At 71.4% G+C, this 20,054-nt stretch carries 17 protein-coding genes and 1 riboswitch; of the genes, 11 read left to right on the top strand and 6 right to left on the bottom strand.

What is annotated here, in order from left to right:
* The first annotated feature begins 100 nt into the window (after window positions 1-100).
* From AB0I18_RS25065 to AB0I18_RS25050, 4 genes are all read left to right on the top strand, one after another.
* Entirely contained in the window at window positions 101-1,462 is a 1,362-nt protein-coding gene (locus AB0I18_RS25065; protein WP_363107802.1) for a pitrilysin family protein, read from the top strand.
* Entirely contained in the window at window positions 1,459-2,847 is a 1,389-nt protein-coding gene (locus AB0I18_RS25060; protein WP_363107801.1) for a pitrilysin family protein, read from the top strand. The genes AB0I18_RS25065 and AB0I18_RS25060 overlap by 4 nt, the downstream gene beginning before the upstream one ends.
* Window positions 2,848-3,090: 243 nt before the next feature.
* Window positions 3,091-3,255: riboswitch (cyclic di-AMP (ydaO/yuaA leader) on the top strand.
* A gap of 13 nt (window positions 3,256-3,268) precedes the next feature.
* Complete coding sequence (locus AB0I18_RS25055) at window positions 3,269-4,054, top strand: M23 family metallopeptidase (RefSeq protein WP_363107800.1); 786 nt, start codon at window positions 3,269-3,271, stop codon at window positions 4,052-4,054.
* A 232-nt stretch (window positions 4,055-4,286) separates the two neighbouring features.
* A complete protein-coding gene (locus tag AB0I18_RS25050) occupies window positions 4,287-4,982 on the top strand; it encodes a GntR family transcriptional regulator (RefSeq protein ID WP_363107799.1) in 696 nt (231 codons plus the stop codon).
* A gap of 216 nt (window positions 4,983-5,198) precedes the next feature.
* Here the strand turns inward: AB0I18_RS25050 and AB0I18_RS25045 are convergent, their stop codons facing one another.
* A complete protein-coding gene (locus AB0I18_RS25045) occupies window positions 5,199-5,480 on the bottom strand; it encodes an HPr family phosphocarrier protein (protein ID WP_363107798.1) in 282 nt (93 codons plus the stop codon).
* Window positions 5,481-5,636: 156 nt separating this feature from the next.
* On the opposite strand from AB0I18_RS25045, the gene AB0I18_RS25040 reads away from it, so the two are divergent.
* The 4 genes from AB0I18_RS25040 to AB0I18_RS25025 all read left to right on the top strand — a co-directional run bounded on the left by AB0I18_RS25040 (window position 5,637) and on the right by AB0I18_RS25025 (window position 10,981).
* Window positions 5,637-8,447 (top strand): GNAT family N-acetyltransferase, encoded by a 2,811-nt coding sequence (locus AB0I18_RS25040; protein ID WP_363107797.1) that lies wholly within the window; start codon window positions 5,637-5,639, stop codon window positions 8,445-8,447.
* A gap of 41 nt (window positions 8,448-8,488) precedes the next feature.
* On the top strand, window positions 8,489-9,076 hold the full coding sequence (locus AB0I18_RS25035) for a DUF5998 family protein (protein ID WP_363107796.1): 588 nt from the start codon (window positions 8,489-8,491) through the stop codon (window positions 9,074-9,076).
* Window positions 9,076-10,263, top strand: coding sequence for a nucleotide pyrophosphatase/phosphodiesterase family protein (locus tag AB0I18_RS25030; protein WP_363107795.1), 1,188 nt, complete (start codon window positions 9,076-9,078; stop codon window positions 10,261-10,263). Before AB0I18_RS25035 ends, AB0I18_RS25030 begins: the two co-directional genes overlap by 1 nt.
* 61 nt (window positions 10,264-10,324) lie before the next feature.
* Window positions 10,325-10,981 (top strand): thymidine kinase, encoded by a 657-nt coding sequence (locus AB0I18_RS25025; RefSeq protein ID WP_363107794.1) that lies wholly within the window; start codon window positions 10,325-10,327, stop codon window positions 10,979-10,981.
* A gap of 56 nt (window positions 10,982-11,037) precedes the next feature.
* On the opposite strand, the gene AB0I18_RS25020 is transcribed toward AB0I18_RS25025, so the two are convergent.
* Window positions 11,038-11,832, bottom strand: coding sequence for a VOC family protein (locus tag AB0I18_RS25020; RefSeq protein ID WP_363107793.1), 795 nt, complete (start codon window positions 11,830-11,832; stop codon window positions 11,038-11,040).
* A 313-nt stretch (window positions 11,833-12,145) separates the two neighbouring features.
* On the opposite strand from AB0I18_RS25020, the gene AB0I18_RS25015 reads away from it, so the two are divergent.
* Window positions 12,146-12,973: a sulfurtransferase gene (locus tag AB0I18_RS25015; protein ID WP_363107792.1), complete on the top strand. Its 828-nt coding sequence runs from the start codon at window positions 12,146-12,148 to the stop codon at window positions 12,971-12,973.
* A 48-nt stretch (window positions 12,974-13,021) separates the two neighbouring features.
* Here the strand turns inward: AB0I18_RS25015 and sepH are convergent, their stop codons facing one another.
* The 3 genes from sepH to AB0I18_RS25000 form a co-directional block, all read right to left on the bottom strand.
* Window positions 13,022-14,122, bottom strand: coding sequence for a septation protein SepH (sepH, locus tag AB0I18_RS25010; protein ID WP_363107791.1), 1,101 nt, complete (start codon window positions 14,120-14,122; stop codon window positions 13,022-13,024).
* 449 nt (window positions 14,123-14,571) lie between these two features.
* Window positions 14,572-15,891 carry a D-arabinono-1,4-lactone oxidase gene (locus tag AB0I18_RS25005; RefSeq protein ID WP_363107790.1) on the bottom strand — a complete coding sequence of 440 codons (1,320 nt, stop codon included), beginning with the start codon at window positions 15,889-15,891 and terminating at the stop codon, window positions 14,572-14,574.
* Window positions 15,851-17,089, bottom strand: a complete 1,239-nt coding sequence (locus AB0I18_RS25000; protein WP_363107789.1) for an MFS transporter — start codon at window positions 17,087-17,089, stop codon at window positions 15,851-15,853. Before AB0I18_RS25000 ends, AB0I18_RS25005 begins: the two co-directional genes overlap by 41 nt.
* Before the next feature lie 160 nt (window positions 17,090-17,249).
* Here AB0I18_RS25000 and AB0I18_RS24995 point away from each other — a divergent pair, with 160 nt between their 5' ends.
* Window positions 17,250-18,377, top strand: coding sequence for a ferrochelatase (locus tag AB0I18_RS24995; RefSeq protein WP_363107788.1), 1,128 nt, complete (start codon window positions 17,250-17,252; stop codon window positions 18,375-18,377).
* The gene (locus AB0I18_RS24990) at window positions 18,374-19,198 is read left to right on the top strand and encodes an inositol monophosphatase family protein (RefSeq protein WP_363107787.1); all 825 of its coding nucleotides are present in this window, start codon (window positions 18,374-18,376) and stop codon (window positions 19,196-19,198) included. The genes AB0I18_RS24995 and AB0I18_RS24990 overlap by 4 nt, the downstream gene beginning before the upstream one ends.
* 280 nt (window positions 19,199-19,478) lie before the next feature.
* On the opposite strand, the gene AB0I18_RS24985 is transcribed toward AB0I18_RS24990, so the two are convergent.
* Window positions 19,479-19,652 carry a hypothetical protein gene (locus tag AB0I18_RS24985; RefSeq protein WP_189841132.1) on the bottom strand — a complete coding sequence of 58 codons (174 nt, stop codon included), beginning with the start codon at window positions 19,650-19,652 and terminating at the stop codon, window positions 19,479-19,481.
* Between the last annotated feature and the right edge of the window lie 402 nt (window positions 19,653-20,054).

The following is a 20,054-nucleotide window of genomic DNA, read 5'->3' as shown; positions in this document are numbered from 1 at the left end:
GGCGTAGGCGGGGCGGGAACTTCGCCAGCTGTCGGCGCGCTTGCATACAGTGGCACGACTAGCAGGAATTGAGCAGTTTTCCGCGATCGAAGGGACGTACATGCCCATGGGTCACACGGCCACAGCCGAGGCCGGCTCCGGCGGCCTGACAGCGACCGAGCACCGCCTGGCGAACGGCCTGCGCGTGGTGCTCTCGGAGGACCACCTGACCCCGGTCGCGGCGGTGTGCCTCTGGTACGACGTCGGCTCGCGCCATGAGGTCAAGGGCCGCACCGGGCTTGCCCACCTCTTCGAGCACCTGATGTTCCAGGGCTCGGGGCAGGTGAAGGGCAACGGTCACTTCGAACTGGTGCAGGGCGCGGGCGGTTCGCTCAACGGCACGACCAGTTTCGAGCGCACCAACTACTTCGAGACCATGCCCACGCACCAGTTGGAGCTCGCCCTCTGGCTGGAAGCCGACCGTATGGGCTCGCTGCTCGCCGCGCTCGACGACGAGTCGATGGAGAACCAGCGGGACGTCGTCAAGAACGAGCGCCGGCAGCGGTACGACAACGTCCCGTACGGCACCGCTTTCGAGAAGCTGACCGCTCTCGCCTACCCGGAGGGCCACCCCTACCACCACACCCCGATCGGGTCGATGGCGGACCTGGACGCGGCCACGCTGGAAGACGCGCGCGCCTTTTTCCGCACCTACTACGCGCCCAACAACGCCGTCCTGTCGGTTGTCGGAGACATCGACCCGGAGCAGGCGCTCGCCTGGGTCGAGAAGTACTTCGGCTCGATCAAGGGCCACGACGGCAAGCCCGCCCCGCGTGACGGCGCGCTGCCGGAGACCATCGGCGAGCAGCTGCGCGAGGTCGTCGAGGAGGAGGTCCCGGCCCGCGCGCTGATGGCCGCCTACCGGCTGCCGGAGGACGGCACGCGCGCGTGCGACGCGGCCGACCTGGCCCTGACCGTCCTCGGCGGCGGCGAGTCGTCCCGGCTCTACAACCGGCTCGTACGCCGTGACCGCACCGCCGTGGCCGCCGGGTTCGGCCTGCTGCGCCTCGCCGGAGCGCCCTCCCTGGGGTGGCTCGACGTGAAGACGTCCGGCGACGTCAAGGTGCCGGTCATCGAGGCCGCCGTCGACGAGGAGCTCGCCCGGTTCGCCGAGGAGGGCCCCACGGCCGAGGAGATGGAGCGCGCCCAGGCCCAGTTGGAGCGCGAATGGCTGGACCGGCTCGGCACGGTCGCGGGCCGCGCCGACGAACTGTGCCGGTACGCCGTGCTGTTCGGCGACCCGCAGCTCGCCCTGACCGCCGTCCAGCGCGTGCTGGAGGTCACGGCCGCGGAGGTCCAGGAGGTCGCCAAGGCCCGCCTGCGCCCGGACAACCGGGCGGTGCTGGTCTACGAGCCGCTCGCCGCCGATGCCGCAGATGACGCCGACTCCGCTGAAGACACCGACGAGGAGGCGGCCAAGTGACCGAGCTCGCCACGATGGAATTCCACCCGCAGCCCCAGGCCGGCGAGGCCCGGCCCTGGGCCTTCCCGGCACCCGAGCGCGGCACGCTCGACAACGGCCTGACGGTGCTGCGCTGCCACCGCCCCGGCCAGCAGGTCGTGGCCGTCGAAATCCTCCTGGCCGCCCCGCTGGAGGCCGAGCCGCAGGGCCTGGACGGCATCGCCACGATCATGGCGCGGGCGTTCTCCGAAGGCACCGACAAGCACTCCGCCGAGGAGTTCGCCGCCGAGCTGGAGCGCTGCGGCGCCACCCTCGACGCCCACGCCGACCACCCCGGCGTACGGATCAGCCTCGAAGTCCCCGTTTCCAGGCTCCCCAAGGCGCTCGGTCTGCTCGCCGACGCCCTCAGGGCGCCCGCGTTCGAGGACAGCGAGGTCGAGCGGCTGGTGCGCAACCGGCTCGACGAGATCCCGCACGAGACCGCCAACCCGGCCCGCCGCGCCGCCAAGGAGCTCTCCAGGCAGCTCTTCCCGGCGACCTCGCGCATGTCGCGGCCGCGCCAGGGCACCGAGGAGACGGTCTCCGCGATCGACTCGGCGGCCGTACGCGCCTTCTACGAGAAGCACGTACGCCCCGCCACGGCCACCTCCGTCGTCGTCGGTGACCTCACCGGCGTCGACCTGGACGCCCTGCTCGGCGACACGCTCGGCGCCTGGACCGGCTCGCCGGCCCAGGCGCGTCCGGTGCCGCCGGTGACCGCCGACGACACCGGCCGCGTGATCATCGTCGACCGTCCCGGAGCCGTTCAGACGCAGCTGCTCATCGGCCGCGTCGGCGCCGACCGGCACGACCGTGTGTGGCCCGCCCAGGTGCTCGGCACGTACTGCCTCGGCGGCACCCTCACCTCACGCCTGGACCGCGTCCTGCGCGAGGAAAAGGGTTACACCTACGGTGTGCGGGCGTTCGGTCAGGTGCTGCGCTCCGCGCCGGACGGGACGGGCGTCGCGATGCTCGCCATCAGCGGCTCCGTGGACACCCCGAACACCGGCCCGGCGCTCGACGACCTCTGGAAGGTGCTGCGCACCCTCGCGGCCGAGGGCCTGACGGACGCCGAGCGGGACGTCGCCGTGCAGAACCTGGTGGGCGTGGCTCCCCTGAAGTACGAGACCGCGGGCGCCGTCGCGGGCACGCTCGCCGACCAGGTCGAGCAGCACCTGCCGGACGACTACCAGGCCACGCTGTACCAGCAGCTCGCCGCCACCGGCACCGTGGAGGCCACCGCGGCCGCCGTGAGCGCCTTCCCGGTGGACCGTCTGGTGACCGTCCTCGTCGGTGACGCCGCTCAGATCGAGGAGCCGGTCAAGGCCCTCGGAATCGGCGAAGTGAGCGTCGTACCGGCGGAGTAGAGATCAGGCAGCTTGCCGGGGCCCAGGCGACTGAAGAGTCGCCTGGGCCCTCTTTTGCCCGGACTTCGTCCTCAACTCGCCTGTTGTCCGTATTGATTCGCAGGTTGTCCGTATTGATGGGGAGGTTGCCTGTCTGCCCTGTGGCATACACAACAAAAGCCTTGATCCGTTTGTTGATTGAAAGTTCCCGCGCTTAGCGTCGGTCCGGCTGTTCGTCAGGCAGTGCGCCGCACCCGCGGCACCGGACAGTCATCGCCGAGTCCCCGTACGGCGCGAGCCAGGGGAGCCGGGGACCCATACGAAGTCCCTGGGGTGAATCGGACGCCCTCCACGAAGCGGAGGGGGCCCGTAGGAGACCTTCCTGCTCCGAACCCGTCAGCTAACCCGGTAGGCGAGAAGGAAGGAAAGGACCAGCCACTTCATGGCGTTCACCCGCGCCACCGGGAAGCACCGTCGCCCGAGCCGTCTCACCCGTACCTCCACGCACGCCGTCGGCGTCGCGGCCTTCACCACCACCGGTGTCATCGGAACCCTCGCCGCTCCCGCCCTCGCCGCCGAGAGCGCGGTCGAGCAGACCGGCCTCACCCAGGCCATCACCATCGCCGACTCGGTCGCCGACCAGATCGACGCGCAGGCCCAGGCGCAGCAGCAGGCCGCCGACGAGGCCGCCGCCCTCCAGAAGGCCGAAGAAGAGGCGAAGAGGGCCGAGGCGGCCGCGGAGAAGCGCGCCGAGGAGAAGGTCAAGAAGGAGCGCGAGGCCGAGGCCCGTGCCGCCCGCGAGGCCGAGCGCAAGCGCCTCAACGCGTACACCGCGCCGATCAACGGCTCGTACATCTCCACGGGCTACAAGTCCGGCGGCGCCGTCTGGTCCTCCGGCAGCCACACCGGCATCGACTTCCACGCCGCGAGCGGCACCGCCGTCCACGCGGTGGGCTCAGGCGAGGTCGTGGAGGCCGGCTGGGGAGGCGCGTACGGCAACAACATCGTCATCAAGATGACCGACGGCACGTACACCCAGTACGGCCACCTGTCGTCCATCGGTGTCTCCGTCGGCCAGACGGTCACCCCGGGTCAGCAGATAGGCCTCTCCGGGGCCACCGGCAACGTCACCGGGGCGCACCTCCACTTCGAGGCGCGTACGTCCCCGGAGTACGGCTCCGACATCGACCCCGGGGCGTACCTCCGCTCGCACGGCGTGAACGTCTGACGGCTCGCGACACCACGCGTACCTCTCCCGAAGGCCCCGGCTCACCGAGTCGGGGCTTTCGTGCGTCCTGACCTGTTCTCCGACCGGACGACTGCCTGTTCAGTGGCGTGGTGTGTCCAAAAAATAGCCATGGATTCCGGCCCGCCATCGGAATTTCCGGTTCTCTGCAATAGAGTCACTGAACGAGCGTCAATCGACCGCGTTTCGCGGGGATTAAGGCGGAGGTCCGGTCATGCGTATTCCCGCGCATTCGGTATGCACGGCGATCCGTGACGACATCGTCGCGGGTGTCTACGAGCGCGGCGGCCGGCTCACCGAGGAACTGCTCGCGCGTCGCTACGGAGTCTCGCGGGTCCCCGTGCGCGAGGCCCTGCGCACCCTGGAGGCGGAGGGCTTCGTCGTCACGCGCCGCCATGCGGGCGCGTGCGTCGCGGAGCCCACCGAGCAGGAGGGCGCGGACCTGCTGGAGATGCGCATACTGCTGGAGCCGCTGGGCGCCGCGCGCGCCGCCCAGCGCCGCACGGAGGCGCACCTCAAGGTGCTGCGAGGCCTGGTCAGGCTGGGTCAGGAGCGGGCCAGGAGGGGCAACAGCGAGGATCTGCGCTCGCTCGGCGGCTGGTTCCACGAGACGCTCGCACAGGCCTCCGGCAGCCCCGCGCTGACCTCGACACTCGCCCAGTTGCGGCACAAGATCGCCTGGATGTACTCGGTGGAGGCGTCGGCCCACCCCGCCGAGTCCTGGGGTGAGCACGGCGCCATCGTGGACGCCGTGGCACGCGGCGACAGTGACCGGGCCCGGGCGATCACCTCGCTGCACACCGAGCGGGCGACGGCCGCGCACCGGCTGCGCTTTCCCGGCAGCGGTGATCGCGTGGAGCGTGTGAGGACTTCGCAACCTCCCGTAAACACGGCAGGTCTGCGGCATTAACAGTGGCGCCGTATACAAAGAGGGATATTCGGTTGGGGCCTATTTCTGCTGCCCCTTTTTCCACCCGCCGGGAATTTCCGTGCGGGTGATTTCCGCGTGGGCGGAAACGGGCACATGGACGGCGCACGAAAAGGCGCGAGCGGTGTACGCGAAAACGGCGGAGCCGCGTCGCCCGGAATGGGCCGACGCGGCTCCGCCGCACGGTGATCCGCGAGACTAGACCGTCTCGGGAAGCTCATCGAGGCCCTCGGCGACCAGCTTCGCCAGGCGGTCGAGCGCGACGTCCGCGTTCTCGGCGTCTGAGGCCAGCACGATCTCCTCGCCGCCCTGGGCGCCAAGACCCAGCACCGCGAGCATGGAGGCGGCGTTGACGGGGTTGCCGTCGGCCTTGGCGATCGTCACGGGGACGCCGGAGGCCGTGGCCGCCCGGACGAAGATGGAAGCGGGGCGGGCGTGGAGGCCCTCGGCCCAGCCGACGTTGACGCGGCGCTCAGCCATGTGATGCTGCCCTTCAGGTGTCTCACGGTTGTCTAGACCATTGTTCCACAGCGTGAAGCGTGTCCCGGGCGGGTGCGGGTCCCGGCCGGCAGTCGTCCTCGGTCGCCCCCGGACCGCCTCGCGCCGTTGTCGGACGCGAGCCGTACTCTGGGGCCCATGCAGACCGCGTCGGACCGGCATGAGTACCCCGCTCACTGGGAGGCCGATGTCGTGCTGCGCGACGGCGGCACCGCACGCATCCGGCCCATCACGGCCGACGACGCGGACCGCCTCATCAGCTTCTACGAGCAGGTGTCCGACGAGTCGAAGTACTACCGCTTCTTCGCCCCGTATCCACGCCTGTCCGCCAAGGACGTCCATCGCTTCACCCACCACGACTTTGTGGACCGGGTGGGACTCGCGGCCACGGTCGGCGGCGAGTTCATCGCCACCGTACGCTACGACCGCATCAACGCCGAGGGCCTGTCCGCCTCGGCTCCCGCGGACGAGGCCGAGGTCGCCTTCCTCGTGCAGGACGCCCACCAGGGGCGGGGTGTCGCGTCCGCCCTCCTCGAACACATCGGGGCCGTCGCCCGGGAGCGGGACATCCGCCGCTTCGCCGCCGAGGTGCTGCCCGCCAACAACAAGATGATCAAGGTGTTCACGGACGCCGGGTACCAGCAGAAGCGCAGCTTCGAGGACGGTGTCGTACGCCTGGAGTTCGACCTGGAGCCCACCGACCGCTCCCTCGCAGTGCAGCGCGCGCGGGAGCAGCGGGCCGAGGGGCGGTCCGTGGCCCGGCTCCTCGCGCCCGGTTCGGTCGCCGTCATCGGGGCCGGCCGCACACCCGGGGGAGTGGGCCGCAGGGTCCTCGAGAACCTTCGCGCCGCCGGGTTCACCGGACGCCTGTACGCGGTGAACGGGGCCCTTCAGGAGAAGGAGCTCGCCGGGGTCCCCGCGCACCGCTCCGTGCGTGACATCGCCGGGCCCGTCGACCTCGCCGTCGTCGCCGTGCCGGCCGAGCGCGTCCCCGAAGTCGTCGCCGAGTGCGGTGAGCACGGAGTGCAGGGGCTCGTGGTGGTCTCCGCCGGGTACGCCGAGAGCGGTCCCGAGGGCCGGGAGCGCCAGCGCGAACTCGTACGCCAGGCCCGTACGTACGGGATGCGCATCATCGGACCGAACGCCTTCGGAGTCATCAACACCTCCCCCCAGGTGCGGCTCAACGCCTCGCTCGCTCCGGAGATGCCGCGAGCCGGGCGGATCGGCCTGTTCGCGCAGTCCGGCGCCATCGGCATCGCGCTGCTCTCCCGGCTGCACCGGCGCGGCGGCGGGGTCACGGGCGTGACCGGGGTGTCGACGTTCGTCTCCTCGGGCAACCGCGCGGACGTGTCCGGCAACGACGTCCTTCAGTACTGGTACGACGACCCCGACACCGATGTCGCGCTCATGTACCTCGAATCCATCGGGAACCCGCGGAAGTTCACCCGCCTCGCGCGGCGCACGGCGGCCGCGAAGCCGCTGGTCGTCGTCCAGGGCGCACGTCACGGCGGGGCCGCTCCCCAGGGGCATGCGGTACGGGCCACCCGGCTGCCGCACGCCACCGTGTCGGCGCTGCTGCGGCAGGCCGGGGTCATCCGGGTGGACACGATCACGGAGCTGGTCGACGCGGGCCTGCTGCTGGCGCGCCAGCCGTTGCCGCCCGGGCCCCGGGTGGCGATCCTCGGGAACTCCGAGTCGCTGGGGCTGCTCACGTACGACGCGTGTCTGGCCGAAGGCCTGCGACCGCTGCCGCCCAGGGATCTGACCACGGCGGCCGCCGCGGAGGACTTCCACGCGGCGCTGGCGCATGCCCTCGCCGACGACGCGTGCGACGCCGTGGTCGTCACCGCCATTCCGACGGTCGGGGAGGCCACGGCGGCGGACGCGGCCCTCGCGGAGGCGCTCCGCTCGGCGTCAGCCGCGGCTCCGGCCAAGCCGGTGCTCGTGGTCCACGTGGAGCTCGGCGGGCTCGCGGAGGCGCTCTCCGCGGCCACCAGTACGGCACCCCAGCCCGTCGAACCCCGGCTCCCCCGCCCCGCCGAACCGCCGTCGGCGAAGGTCCCCCTCGACGAGTCCCGCCTCATCCCCGCCTACCCCGCCGCCGAGCGCGCCGTCCGTGCCCTCGCCGAAGCCGTCAGGTACGGCCAGTGGCGGCGCGAGTCCGCCGACCCCGGGAGAGTCCCCGAGTACGAGGACATCGACGAGAAGGGCGCCGCCGAGCAGATCGACGGCCTGCTGGGCGACCACGGCGGTGACATGAGCGGGCTCACGCTCGGCTCCGACGACACCTGCGCGCTGCTGGGGCGGTACGGCATCGACGTACGCCGCGCCCAGCCGGCGCCGACGCCCGACGAAGCCGTCGCCGCGGCGGAGCGCCTCGGCTACCCCGTGGCGCTCAAGACCACCGCCCCGCACCTGCGGCACCGCGCCGACCTGGGCGGCGTACGGCTGGATCTGGCGGACGAGGAGCAACTGCGCCGGGCGTACGCCGAGTTGACCGCCCTCTTCGGGAAGCCCGAGGAGCTGCGGCCGGTGGTGCAGGGCATGGCGCCGCGCGGGGTCGACACCGTCGTCCGCGCGGTCATCGATCCGGCGGCCGGAGCCGTGCTCTCCTTCGGGCTCGCCGGAGCCGCCTCGGAGCTGCTCGGGGACACCGCCCACCGGCTGATTCCGGTCACCGACCGGGACGCGGCCTCACTGGTCCGGTCGATCCGGACCGCACCGCTCCTCTTCGGCTGGCGGGGCTCGGCACCCGCCGACACGGCGGCACTGGAGGAACTGCTGCTGCGCCTGTCACGCCTTGTGGACGACCACCCGGAGGTCGTCTCCGTGTCCCTGGAGCCCGTCGTCGTCGCCCCGCGCGGGCTGAGCGTGCTCGGCGCCTCCGTGCGGCTCGCGCCGCCGCCCGCCCGGGACGACCTCGGTCCGCGCACACTTCCTGTGTACTGAGCGGTGCCTCGCAGCCAGTGCGTCCCCGTAGGATGGACGTCATGGCCAAGACCAGTACGACGACCCAGGGGCTGCGAGCGGCGATCGAGCGCAGCGGCTACTACCCGGCCCTCGTGGCCGAGGCGGTGGAGGCCGCTGTCGGCGGCGAGCCCATCCAGTCGTATCTGGTCCACCAGGAGACGACGTTCGACGCGAACGAGGTGCGCCGACACGTGACGGTGCTAGTCCTCACGGGTAACCGTTTCATCGTGAGCCACACCGATGAGCAGGCGGCTGACAGCACGTCGCCGACGCCGTACGCGACCACGTCCACCGAGTCCGTGAAGATCGGCCGGATCTCGTCGGTCGTGCTCAGCCGCGTCGTCGCCAATCCGGAGAAGTACGTACCCGGGACGCTGCCCCGCGAGGTCGTCCTGACCATCGGCTGGGGCGCGGTCGCCCGCATCGACCTGGAGCCGGCCGCCTGCGGCGACCCCAACTGCGAGGCCGACCACGGGTACACGGGCAGTTCGACGGCGGACGACCTGAGCCTGCGCGTCAGCGAGGCCGGCGACGGTCCGGACGCCGTGCGGCAGACGCTCGCCTTCGCGCAGTCCCTCTCGGAGGCGACCGCGGACGTCACCCGCTGATGTCCCAGTCGCTCTGGGACCACCCGGAACCGCTCGCTCTCGACTCAGCTCCCGTCCCCGAATACGGCACCGGTTCGCTCGCCGACCTGCTGCCCACGCTGGCCGCGGGCATGGACGTACCGGATATGACCGCTTCGCTCATGGAACTGAGCGCGGCGGACCGGAACTGCGTCTTCCTGATCGACGGTCTCGGCTGGGAGCAGCTGAAGGCGCATCCGGACGAGGCCCCGTTCATGACCGCCCTGCTGGGCAGCTCGCGCGGTGGCACCGGCCGGCCGATCACCGCGGGCTATCCCGCGACGACCGCGACCTCCCTGGCCTCGGTCGGTACGGGGCTGCCGCCGGGCGCGCACGGCTTGCCCGGCTACACCGTGCGCAACCCGGAGACCGGCGAGCTGATGAACCAGCTCCGGTGGAACCCGTGGACGCCGCCGGGCAAGTGGCAGCCGTACCCCACGATCTTCCAGCTGGCCGACGCGGCGGGCGTGCACACCGCCCAGGTCTCGTCGCCGGGCTTCCAGAACACTCCGCTGACCAAGGTCGCGCTCAGCGGCGGGACGTTCCACGGACGGCTGTCGGGCGAGGAACGCATGGACTTCGCGGCCGAGCAACTGGCCGCCGGGGACCGCTCGCTGGTCTACACGTACTACGCGGAGGTGGACGGCAAGGGCCACCGCTTCGGCGTCGACTCCGACCCCTGGCGCGGACAACTCATGTACGTGGACCGCCTGGTCCAGCGCCTGGCGGAACAACTGCCGCCGCGCACGGCGCTCTACGTCACCGCCGACCACGGCATGATCGACATCCCCTTCGACGAGCAGCACCGCATCGACTTCGACGAGGACTGGGAGCTGCGCGCCGGCGTCGCCCTCCTCGGCGGCGAGGGCCGGGCCCGCCACGTGTACGCGGTCCCGGGGGCCGAGTCGGACGTCCTGACCTGCTGGCGCGAGGTGCTCGGCGAGCAGTTCTGGGTGGCGTCGCGGGACGAGGCGATCGCGGCGGGGTGGTTCGGGCCGCGGATCGACGAGCGGGTGTACGGCCGCATTGGCGACGTGGTCGCGGCGGCCCGTGACGACGTGCTGATCATCGCGTCCGAGCGGGAGCCGAAGGAGTCGGCGATGGTCGGCAACCACGGCTCGATGACGTCCGTGGAGCAACACATCCCGCTCCTGGAAGTACGTTCCTGACGCTGGCCCGTTCCCGTCGCCCCTCCCTCTCCTGTCCTTCCCGAAAGGTGCTCGACTCGCCATGCCCGAGCTGGTGTTCTTCTCCGGAACCATGGACTGCGGGAAGTCCACGCTGGCTCTCCAGATCGAGCACAACCGCTCGGCCCGCGGCCTGCAGGGCGTGATCTTCACCCGGGACGACCGCGCCGGCGAGGGCAAGCTGTCCTCCCGCCTCGGCCTAGTCACGGACGCGGTGGAGGTCGAGCAGGACCAGGACGTGTACGCGTATCTCGTCGACCACCTCTCGCAGGGCGGCCGCGCCGACTACGTCATCGCCGACGAGGCGCAGTTCCTCGCCCCCGTACAGATCGACCAACTCGCGCGTGTGGTCGACGACCTGGGCATCGACGTCTTCGCCTTCGGCATCACGACGGACTTCCGCTCCAAGCTCTTCCCCGGCTCCCAGCGCCTCGTGGAACTCGCCGACCGCGTCGAGGTCCTCCAGGTCGAGGCGCTGTGCTGGTGCGGCGCCCGCGCCACCCACAACGCCCGCACCATAGGCGGCCACATGGTCGTCGAGGGCGCCCAGGTCGTCGTCGGCGACGTCAACCAGGCGGAGGACATCGGCTACGAGGTCCTGTGCCGCCGCCACCATCGCCGGCGGATGACCGCGGCCACCGCTCAGGCGGGCGTGCTGTCACCGGATGTGCTCCCGGTGGACATGGTGCCCCAGAGCTGAGGCGTACGGCCCGGAACTGAGGCGTACGCGCCCGCGTCAGCGGCCCGTCAGCCGGATCACCGGCTCGTCCGTACCACCGAGAACATCGCGCCCTCCGGGTCCGCCACCGTGGCGATGCGGCCGTGGGGGGTGTCGCGGGGCGGTTTGAGGGCGTGGCCGCCGAGGTCCAGGACGCGGGCCAGGGCGGAGTCCACGTCCGCGACCTCGAAGTACGTCATCCAGTGGGGGCCGCGGTCACGGGGGAGGGCGTTGCCGACGCCGTGGATGCCGGCCACCGGGCGGCCCTTGATGTGGAGGGTGATGTAGTCGAAGTCGGCGGAGACGACGGGCTCCTCCTCGTAACCGAAGACCGTCTCGTAGAACTTGGCGACGCCCGCGGAGTCGCGGGTGACGAGTTCGTTCCAGGTGGGTGTGCCGGGGACGCCGGTGATGCCCGTGCCGAGGTGGGCCGCGGCCTGCCAGACGCCGAAGACGGCACCCGAGGGGTCCGAGGCGATGGCCAGCCGGCCGGCCTCGTCGGCGTCCAGGGGACCGACTCCGACCGTGCCGCCGCAGGACCGTACCGTCTCGGCCGTCAGGTCCACGTCGTCCGAGGCGAGGTAGGGCGTCCAGGCGACGGGCAGGTGGCGGTCCGGCGGGAGCTGGCCGATTCCCGCCACCTCCTGGCCGTCGAGCTGCGCCCGCACATACGCGCCCAGCTGCTGGGGGCCGGGCTGGAACTCCCAGCCGAACAGCTCTCCGTAGAACTCCTGGGTCGCGGCCATTCCGTGCACCATCAGACTCACCCAGCAGGGTGTGCCGGGCGCGTGCGCAGTGCCGTTCAGGCCGGCCGAACACCGTGCCTCGGTCATCGTCACCCTCTCCTCGGCGCCTCGTGGGGCCGCTTCGCTTCCGTTTCCGAAACGCGCGTACCGTCGCCGCGCGCTTCCGTGCCCGGTGCCGATGTTCGCACCACCAGGGGCGGTACGCGCCCCGGCCGGGCGGCCCACGGCGGGAGGATGCCCGAAACGCAGGTGTTCATCCGTTGCCCCGCGGTTGCCTGCCGGTGTCCATCGGCCGTACAGCGTGTGGTCGTGCCCGCACACCGTGTGGTCGGGCCGGTCCGGCGGAGCACAGTAGCCGGACCTGGGCGATGCGGCCACCCCGTGCGCAAGGATGGGTGCCATGAACGCCATCATCTCCGCATCCGAACTCGCGAGCGATCTCGCGGGTCCGAACCCTCCGGTCGTCCTGGACATCCGCTGGCAGCTGGGCGGTCCGAACCTGCGCTCCGCCTACGAGGAGGCGCACATCCCAGGGGCCGTCTACGTGGACCTGGACTCGGAACTCGCCGGTCCGGCCGGTGTGGCCGGCCGGCATCCGCTGCCCGACATGGCGGTCTTCGGCGCGGCCATGCGCGCGGCCGGAGTGTCCGGGGACCGTGCCGTCGTCGTGTACGACGGAGGGCTCGGCTGGGCCGCCGCGCGCGCGTGGTGGCTGCTGCGCTGGACGGGTCATCCGTCGGTACGCGTGCTTGACGGCGGCCTCGCGGCCTGGGGCGGCCCGGTCGAATCCGGCCACCCGGCCCCGGCCGCCGGCACCTTCGTACCGGCTCCCGGCGCATTGCCCCTCCTGGACGCCGACGGTGCCGCGGCGCTGGCCCGCACCGGTCTGCTCCTCGACGCCCGGGCCGCCGAGCGCTATCGCGGTGACGTCGAGCCGATCGACCGCGTCGGCGGGCACATCCCCGGCGCGGTGTCGGCGCCGACCACCGAGAACGTGGCGGAATCCGGCCACTTCCACCCCGCCGGTGATCTCGCCGACCGCTTCAAGTCCCTGGGCGCGTCCGGCACTTCCGAGGTCGGGGTCTACTGCGGCTCGGGTGTCTCCGGCGCGCACGAGGTCCTGGCACTGGCGGTCGCGGGCATCCCGGCCGCGCTGTACGTGGGCTCGTGGTCGGAGTGGTCCCAGGACGACAGCCGCCCGGTCGCGACAGGACCCGACCCGCAGTAGCTCCGCGGAAAGGGCTCGCACCGAGGTGGTGCGAGCCCCGACCACTTACTAGTCCTGCTTCTTCCGACGTGTCCCGAAGACGATCTCGTCCCAGCTCGGCACGGCGGCTCTGCGGCCGGGCCGGACACCGTCCGCCTCGGCCTGCCGGTCGGTGGCGCCGACGAGCCGGTCGCGGTGGCTGCCCACCGAACGGGGCATGAGCACGTCCGCGTAGGCGGAACCGGCCGAGGCCGCGGGTGCCGGGGCCTCCTCGGCCTCCGGCTCCGGGGCGGGCGGTTCCTCCACGGCGGGACGCTCCGTGGTGGAGGTGGTGGAAGCCGTGGAGGCGGTCGAAGGCGCCGAGGGACGCTCGGGCACCACCATGTCGCCGCGGAAGCTGGGCACCGCCTCCAGGAGGCTGGTGAGCGAGTCGCGCTCGCGCTCCTCGGCGCTCTCCTCGACGTCCTGCTCGGACGGCGGGGACGGCAGGCTCGGCCGCTCCATCTGCCGGTCCAGGGCACGGTCCAGCGGACGGTCGCGCGGCAGCCTGGCGATGCGCGGCACGAACGGGAAGCTGGGCTCCGCCGAGGCGGCCAGATCGTCGGACTCGCCGATCAGCGAGCGCGCCTCGTCGTCGACGGCCTGGACGAGCCGCCGGGGCGGGTCGTACGTCCAGCTCGCCGAGTGCGGTTCGCTCGCCACCCGGTAGACCAGCAGGACTTCCCAGGTGCCGTCGTCGCGGCGCCAGGAGTCCCACTGGACGGTCTCCTTGTCGGCGCCGCGCAGCAACAGCCGCTCCTGCACGGCCTCGCCGAGCTGGGGCCCTGTGGTCTCGCCCGGGCGGCGGACAGGAGTCTTCCGGGCCCGCTCCGCCATGAACGCGCGCTCGGCGAGCACGGGGCCCTCGAAGCGGCGCACGCGGTCGACGGGGATTCCGGCGAACTGGGCGACCTCTTCGGCGGAGGCTCCCGCACGTATACGTGCCTGGATGTCTCGGGGGCGGAGATGGCTCTCCACCTCGATCTCGATCTGGCCGAGGCGGGGACGGTCGCCGCGTACGGCGGCGCGCAGACGCTCATCGATCGGAAGCGTGTACTCCGTGCTGTCCGCAGCCTTCAGCACCAGCCGTGTGCCGTCGTTAGAGACGGCCACGACACGCAGTTCGGGCATGGGGACCTCCCGGGTGGTGCCTGCCGACGTCACGTGCGTCGCTGCTTCCGCTAGTCGAGTGTGGCCTGCCCGGGTGCAGCCTGCCACAACCTTGCCGAGTTGCCCGGCGTGTCGGGCGCGGGCCCTGACTCGCCGTTATGGCACGGTTACCTATTCGCAACGCTAAGTGACGAACTCCATCACCCTGTGCAACGAGCCCCCTCCCGGCGGTCCTGGAAGGCCCCGGACGCCCTGGCGAGTGTCCGGACCCAGGGCTCGCAACAGTACTCCATTCGGGCCACTTGCGTGGATCGGCACGCCACCGAACTTCTGTCCGGGGACGGGAGTTGGCCGCCCGCGACGACGTTCTCGTGACCATGGCGCGCACCGCACTTCACGTAATCACCAGAAACGGAACGAATCGTTTCGCCTGTGTGTCCCTTTCTCGCGCACCAGGCCGACCTGTCCGGCTATTCGCCCAGCACTCGGCGCAAGTAGTCGTTCCCGAACCGCCGTTCCGGGTCGAGCCGGTCCCGGAGTGCGGTGAACTCGCCGAAGCGCGGATAGGCCTCGGCGAGGTACTCCGCGTCGCGCGAGTGGATCTTGCCCCAGTGCGGCCGCCCCTCGTGCGCGGTGAAGATGCGCTCGGCGGCGCTGAAGTACGCCTGGTACGGGGTGCCCTTGAACATGTGGACGGCGATGTACGCGGTGTCCCGGCCGGACGCCGTGGACAGGGTGATGTCGTCCGCGGGCGCCGTACGCACCTCCACGGGGAAGCTGACGCGCAGCGGCGACCGGTCGACCATGGCCTTCAGTTCGCGCAGCGTCTCGACGAGGGCCGCGCGCGGGACCGCGTATTCCATCTCCGTGAACCGCACCCGGCGCGGAGAGGTGAAGACCTTGTAGGGAATGTCGGTGTACATGCGCGCGGACAGGGCGCGGCTGGAGATCTTCGCGATCGCGGGGATCGTGGCGGGCACGCCACGGCCCACGTAATTGGCCACCTGGAAGACGCCGTTGGAGAGGAACTCGTCCTCGAAGAGGCCACGCACCGTGCTGACCGGCTTCTCGGGGCCCGCGCTGCGGTTGTTGCGCTTGGTGGTGCAGCTGTCGGTGTGCGGGAACCAGTAGAACTCGAAGTGCTCGTTCTCCGCGAACAGTTCGTCGAAGGTGCTCGTGACCTCGTCGAAACTCATCGGCTCCTCGCGGGCCGTGAGCAGAAAAACGGGCTCTACGGAGAAGGTGATCGCGGTGATGACACCCAGGGCGCCGATCCCGATCCGGGCCGCCGCGAAGACCTCGGGATTCTCCTTCTCGGAGCAGGAGAGGACCGAGCCGTCGGCCGTCACCAGCTCAAGGCCCGTGATCTGGGCGGCGATCGAGGCGGAGTCGCGGCCGGTGCCGTGCGTGCCGGTGCTGATCGCACCGGACACCGTCTGCTCCATGATGTCGCCCATGTTCGTGAGCGACAGCCCCTCGCGGGCGAGGGCCAGGTTCAGCCGCTTCAGCGGGGTGCCCGCCTCCACGGTGACGGTGCCGGCCTCGCGGTCGATCTTCCGGATACCGGTGAGGAGTTGGGGGCGTATCAGTACGCCGTCGGTCGCGGCGGCGGCCGTGAAGGAGTGCCCGGTACCGACGGCCTTGACCCTGAGCCCGTCCGCCGCGGCCCGGCGCACGGCGGCGGAGAGCTCCTCGACGGAGGCCGGAGTGACCTCCCGGGCGGGCCGGGCGGTGACGTTCCCCGCCCAGTTACGCCAGGTGCCGCTCTTCCCGTTCGCTGTGCTGCTCATGGGTTCCTCCCCGACGCGGAACCGGCTTGCTGAGCCGGCGATACCCGAGGAAACCGACCGCCGCCGCGACGGTTCCGGCCACCGCCGGAACCCCGTACCCGGCCCGCGCCCCGGCCGTGTCGATCACCCAGCCGGACAGGGAGGAGCCGAGCGCTACGCCGACCGCGAGTCCGGTGCTCACCCACGTCATGCCTTCGGTCAGTTTCGCGCGAGGTACGTGCAGTTCGACGAGGGCCATCGTCGTGATCATCGTCGGCGCGATGAACAGGCCCGCAACGAACAGCGCCACGGCCAGGAACGGCAAGTTTCCGACCAGTAGGAGGGGGATCATACTCACGGCCATGGCACATATGCCCAGCAGCCACCTGCGGGCGGGAGCCCCCGCGAAGCGCAGCAGCCCGAACGCGGCTCCCGCCACGCAGGAGCCCGCCGCGTACACGGCCAGGACGATACTCGCGGCCCCCTTGTGGCCCTGCTCCTCGGCGAAGGCCACGGTGACCACGTCGACCGCGCCGAAGATCGCTCCCGTCGCCACGAAGGTGGCCACCAGGACCTGCAGTCCGGCCGAGCGCAGGGCCGAGCCGCCCGTGTGGTGCTCGCGCGGCTGCGGCGGGGGCTCGGTGGCGCGCTGGGCGGTCAGCCAGAAGACACCGGCCGCCAGGAAGCAGCCCGCGAGCAGCGGCCCGGCCTCCGGGAACCAGACGGTCGACAGACCGATGGAGATGATCGGGCCGAAGATGAAGCAGACCTCGTCGATGACGGACTCGAGGGCGTACGCGGTGTGCAGTTCCGGCCTGCCCCGGTAGAGGAACGCCCAGCGGGACCTGGTCATCGCTCCGATGCTCGGTACGCAGCCGATGCCGGCCGAGCAGACGAACAGCAGCCAGTCCGGTCCGTCGAAGTGCGCGGCTGCCAGCAGACCGGCGGCCGAGGTGAGTGCGACCAATGTGGCGGGGCGCAGTACCCGCCGCTGACCGTGCCGGTCCACCTGGCGCGAGATCTGCGGGCCGAGCACGGCCGCGGACAGTGCGATGGTCGCGGCCAGTGCGCCCGCGAGCCCGTACCGCCCGGTGAGCTGGGAGATCATCGTGACCACGCCGATGCCCATCATCGACAGCGGCATCCGGCCGAGGAGCCCCGCGGTGGTGAAGCCCGTCGAGCCGGGGGCGGCGAACAGGGCGCGGTAGGGGCTGGGCACGGGGATCTCCGGCGATGGTCCGGTAAGGCGTGAATGTGGCCGATACAGCTTACGAGTCGGCGGACCTCGCACCCGCCCGGGTTCCGCCCGTCACCCCGCCCGCCTGCCGTCCGGCCCCCGCCGTTGTCCGCCTGTCGGAGGCGAGTGGCAGGATCGAGGCATGCGAGACGCGCTCGATGCCACCCCCTACGACGCCCTGCTCCTGCTCTCGTTCGGCGGCCCCGAAGGCCCCGACGACGTGGTTCCGTTCCTGGAGAACGTGACGCGGGGACGCGGCATCCCCAAGGAACGCCTCAAGGAAGTGGGGCAGCACTACTTCCTGTTCGGCGGGGTCAGCCCCATCAACGACCAGAACCGCGCCCTCCTGGACGCCCTCCGCAAGGACTTCGCGGACCACGGCCTGGACCTGCCCGTGTACTGGGGCAACCGCAACTGGGGCCCGTATCTGACCGACACCCTGCGCGAGATGGTCGCCGACGGCCGTCGCCGGATCCTGGTGCTCGCCACGAGCGCGTACGCCTCGTACTCGGGCTGTCGGCAGTACCGCGAGGACCTCGCCGGGGCCCTGGCGACTCTTGAGACCGAGGGCCTGGAGCTGCCGCGGATCGACAAGCTGCGGCACTACTTCAACCACCCCGGCTTCCTGGAGCCCATGATCGAGGGTGTCCTGAAGTCCCTCTCCGGGCTTCCCGAGGGCGTCCGCGCGGGCGCGCACATCGCCTTCACGACGCACTCGATCCCGAACGCCTCCGCGGACACCTCAGGCCCCGTCGAGGACCACGGCGACGGCGGCGCGTACGTGAAGCAGCACCTGGACGTCGCGCAGCTCATCGCCGACGCCGTGCGCGAGGAGACCGGCGTCGACCACCCCTGGCAGCTCGTCTACCAGTCGCGCTCCGGCTCCCCGCACATCCCGTGGCTGGAGCCGGACATCTGCGACCACCTGGAGGAGCTGCACGGCGCCGGGGTCCCGGCCGTCGTGATGGCTCCCGTCGGGTTCGTCTCGGACCACATGGAGGTCCTGTACGACCTCGACACGGAGGCCAGGGCCAAGGCCGAGGAGCTGGGTCTGCCGGTCGGCCGCTCGGCCACCGTGGGCGCCGATCCGCGGTTCGCCGCCGCGATCCGCGACCTCGTCCTGGAGCGGGCCGCCACCGAGAGCGGCAAGGACGTGACGCCCTGCGCGCTCGGCCCGCTGGGCCCGAGCCACGACCTGTGCCCCGTGGGCTGCTGCCCCGCCCGCGCCCCGAAGCCCGCAGCCGCGGGCGCCGACAGCCAGTACGCATGAGGAGCACCGTGACCACAACAGCGAGCGACCGCCTGAAGGCCGAGCTCCTGGAGATCGCGCTCGACGCGGCACACCGCGCGGGCGCCTTCCTGCGCGACAGCCGCCCCGACGACCTCGGCGTGGCCGCCACCAAGTCCAGCGCCGTCGACGTCGTCACCGAGATGGACGTCGCCTCCGAGAAGCTGATCACCGGACTGCTGGCCGACCTCAGGCCGGACGACGGCGTGCTCGGTGAGGAGGGTGCCAGCGTCGAGGGCAGCAGCGGCGTCCAGTGGGTGATCGACCCGATCGACGGGACGGTCAACTACCTGTACGGACTGCCCAGCTGGGCAGTGTCCATCGCGGCGCTCAAGGACGGCGAGGCGATCGTCGGAGTGGTGCACGCCCCGATGCGCGGTGAGACGTGCCGGGCGGTCCTGGGCGAGGGCGCGTACGTGAACGACGTCCCCGCGCGCGTGCGGCCCGCCCCCGCCTTCGGACAGGCCCTGGTCGGCACCGGCTTCGGGTATCTCGCCGAGCGCCGGGCCCGGCAGGCCGAGGTCGTCCGGCACCTGGTTCCGGAGGTGCGGGACATCCGCCGGGGCGGTTCGGCGGCGATCGACCTGTGCGACGTGGCGACGGGCCGCCTGGACGCGTACTACGAGCGAGGGCTGAACCACTGGGACTACGCGGCCGGTGACCTCATCGCCCGGGAAGCGGGCGCGCTGACCGGTGGACGTCCCGGCGAGCCCCTCTCGACCGACCTGACGATCGCGGCCCCACCCGGCCTCTTCGAGCCGCTCCAGGCCCGCCTGGAGGAACTGGGAGCGTGGCACGACTGACAGCGCGCACACGTCCAGCACGGACTGACAGCGGGTAAAACACCCGAGCGGCTGACACCGCGTATAACACCGGCGAGTGAGTGGCGCACACATTGGCGGCGAGTGAGCCGAAGGGGCGCGCCTGTGTCGAGAGCCCGAACGCGCGGAGGCCCCGACGAAGGAGGGGTCGAGCACGATCGGGCTCTCGACACAGGCTTTGCGCCCCGGAGGCGAACCGAGCCCCAAAAAGAAGCAGCCCCGGCACTGGATCGATGCCGGGGCTGCTTCTCGTAGGACTACGTCAGACGCGTGACGCGCCGACCTCCACGCCGTGCTCAGCGGCCAGGCGGTGCAGGTCGTCCAGCTCGGCCTGCTCGACCTCCGCGAGGAAGTCGTCGCCGGTCTCGCGAGCCATCGTCAGGTCGGACTCGGTCGCCCTTATGCGCTGCAGAAGTCCTGCGGTGAATGCGTCCATGCTGCGCCCCCTCGTCCTGGGTCGTGGGTCGGTGGCACGGGGGTGTGCCGTTCAGAAGGGGCGATCACGCCTCCGGGTGCCCGCCCAGCGCTGCCCGGGCTGGGCGGCGACGGTGCCGGACACCCACGCCCGCCCTGCGGAAGCGGATCGTGGCGTACCGCATGGTGGTGCGGCACAAGCAGAGCGTGATCGCGGGGTGTAAAGCCGTCCTCCCCCCGCTCCCTTCCACGGAAACCTCAACCGAACGAGAAAATCTCCCATTCCCGGGCCCCCGCACCCGCCTTACAGCCGACTTATGGCCGAAAAGGGCAGGATGGAGGTCTCACCCTCCCCAATCGCGGCTGCGTTCGAGCGGGGACCCCCATCAGACCCTGCCCGTGTGTGCCGAGGAGGCGCTACGCG

It is taken from the genome of Streptomyces sp. NPDC050704, from assembly GCF_040654355.1.
In the GTDB taxonomy this organism is placed as follows: Bacteria; Actinomycetota; Actinomycetes; order Streptomycetales; family Streptomycetaceae; genus Streptomyces.
This window is presented reverse-complemented; position numbering and strand designations above follow the sequence as displayed.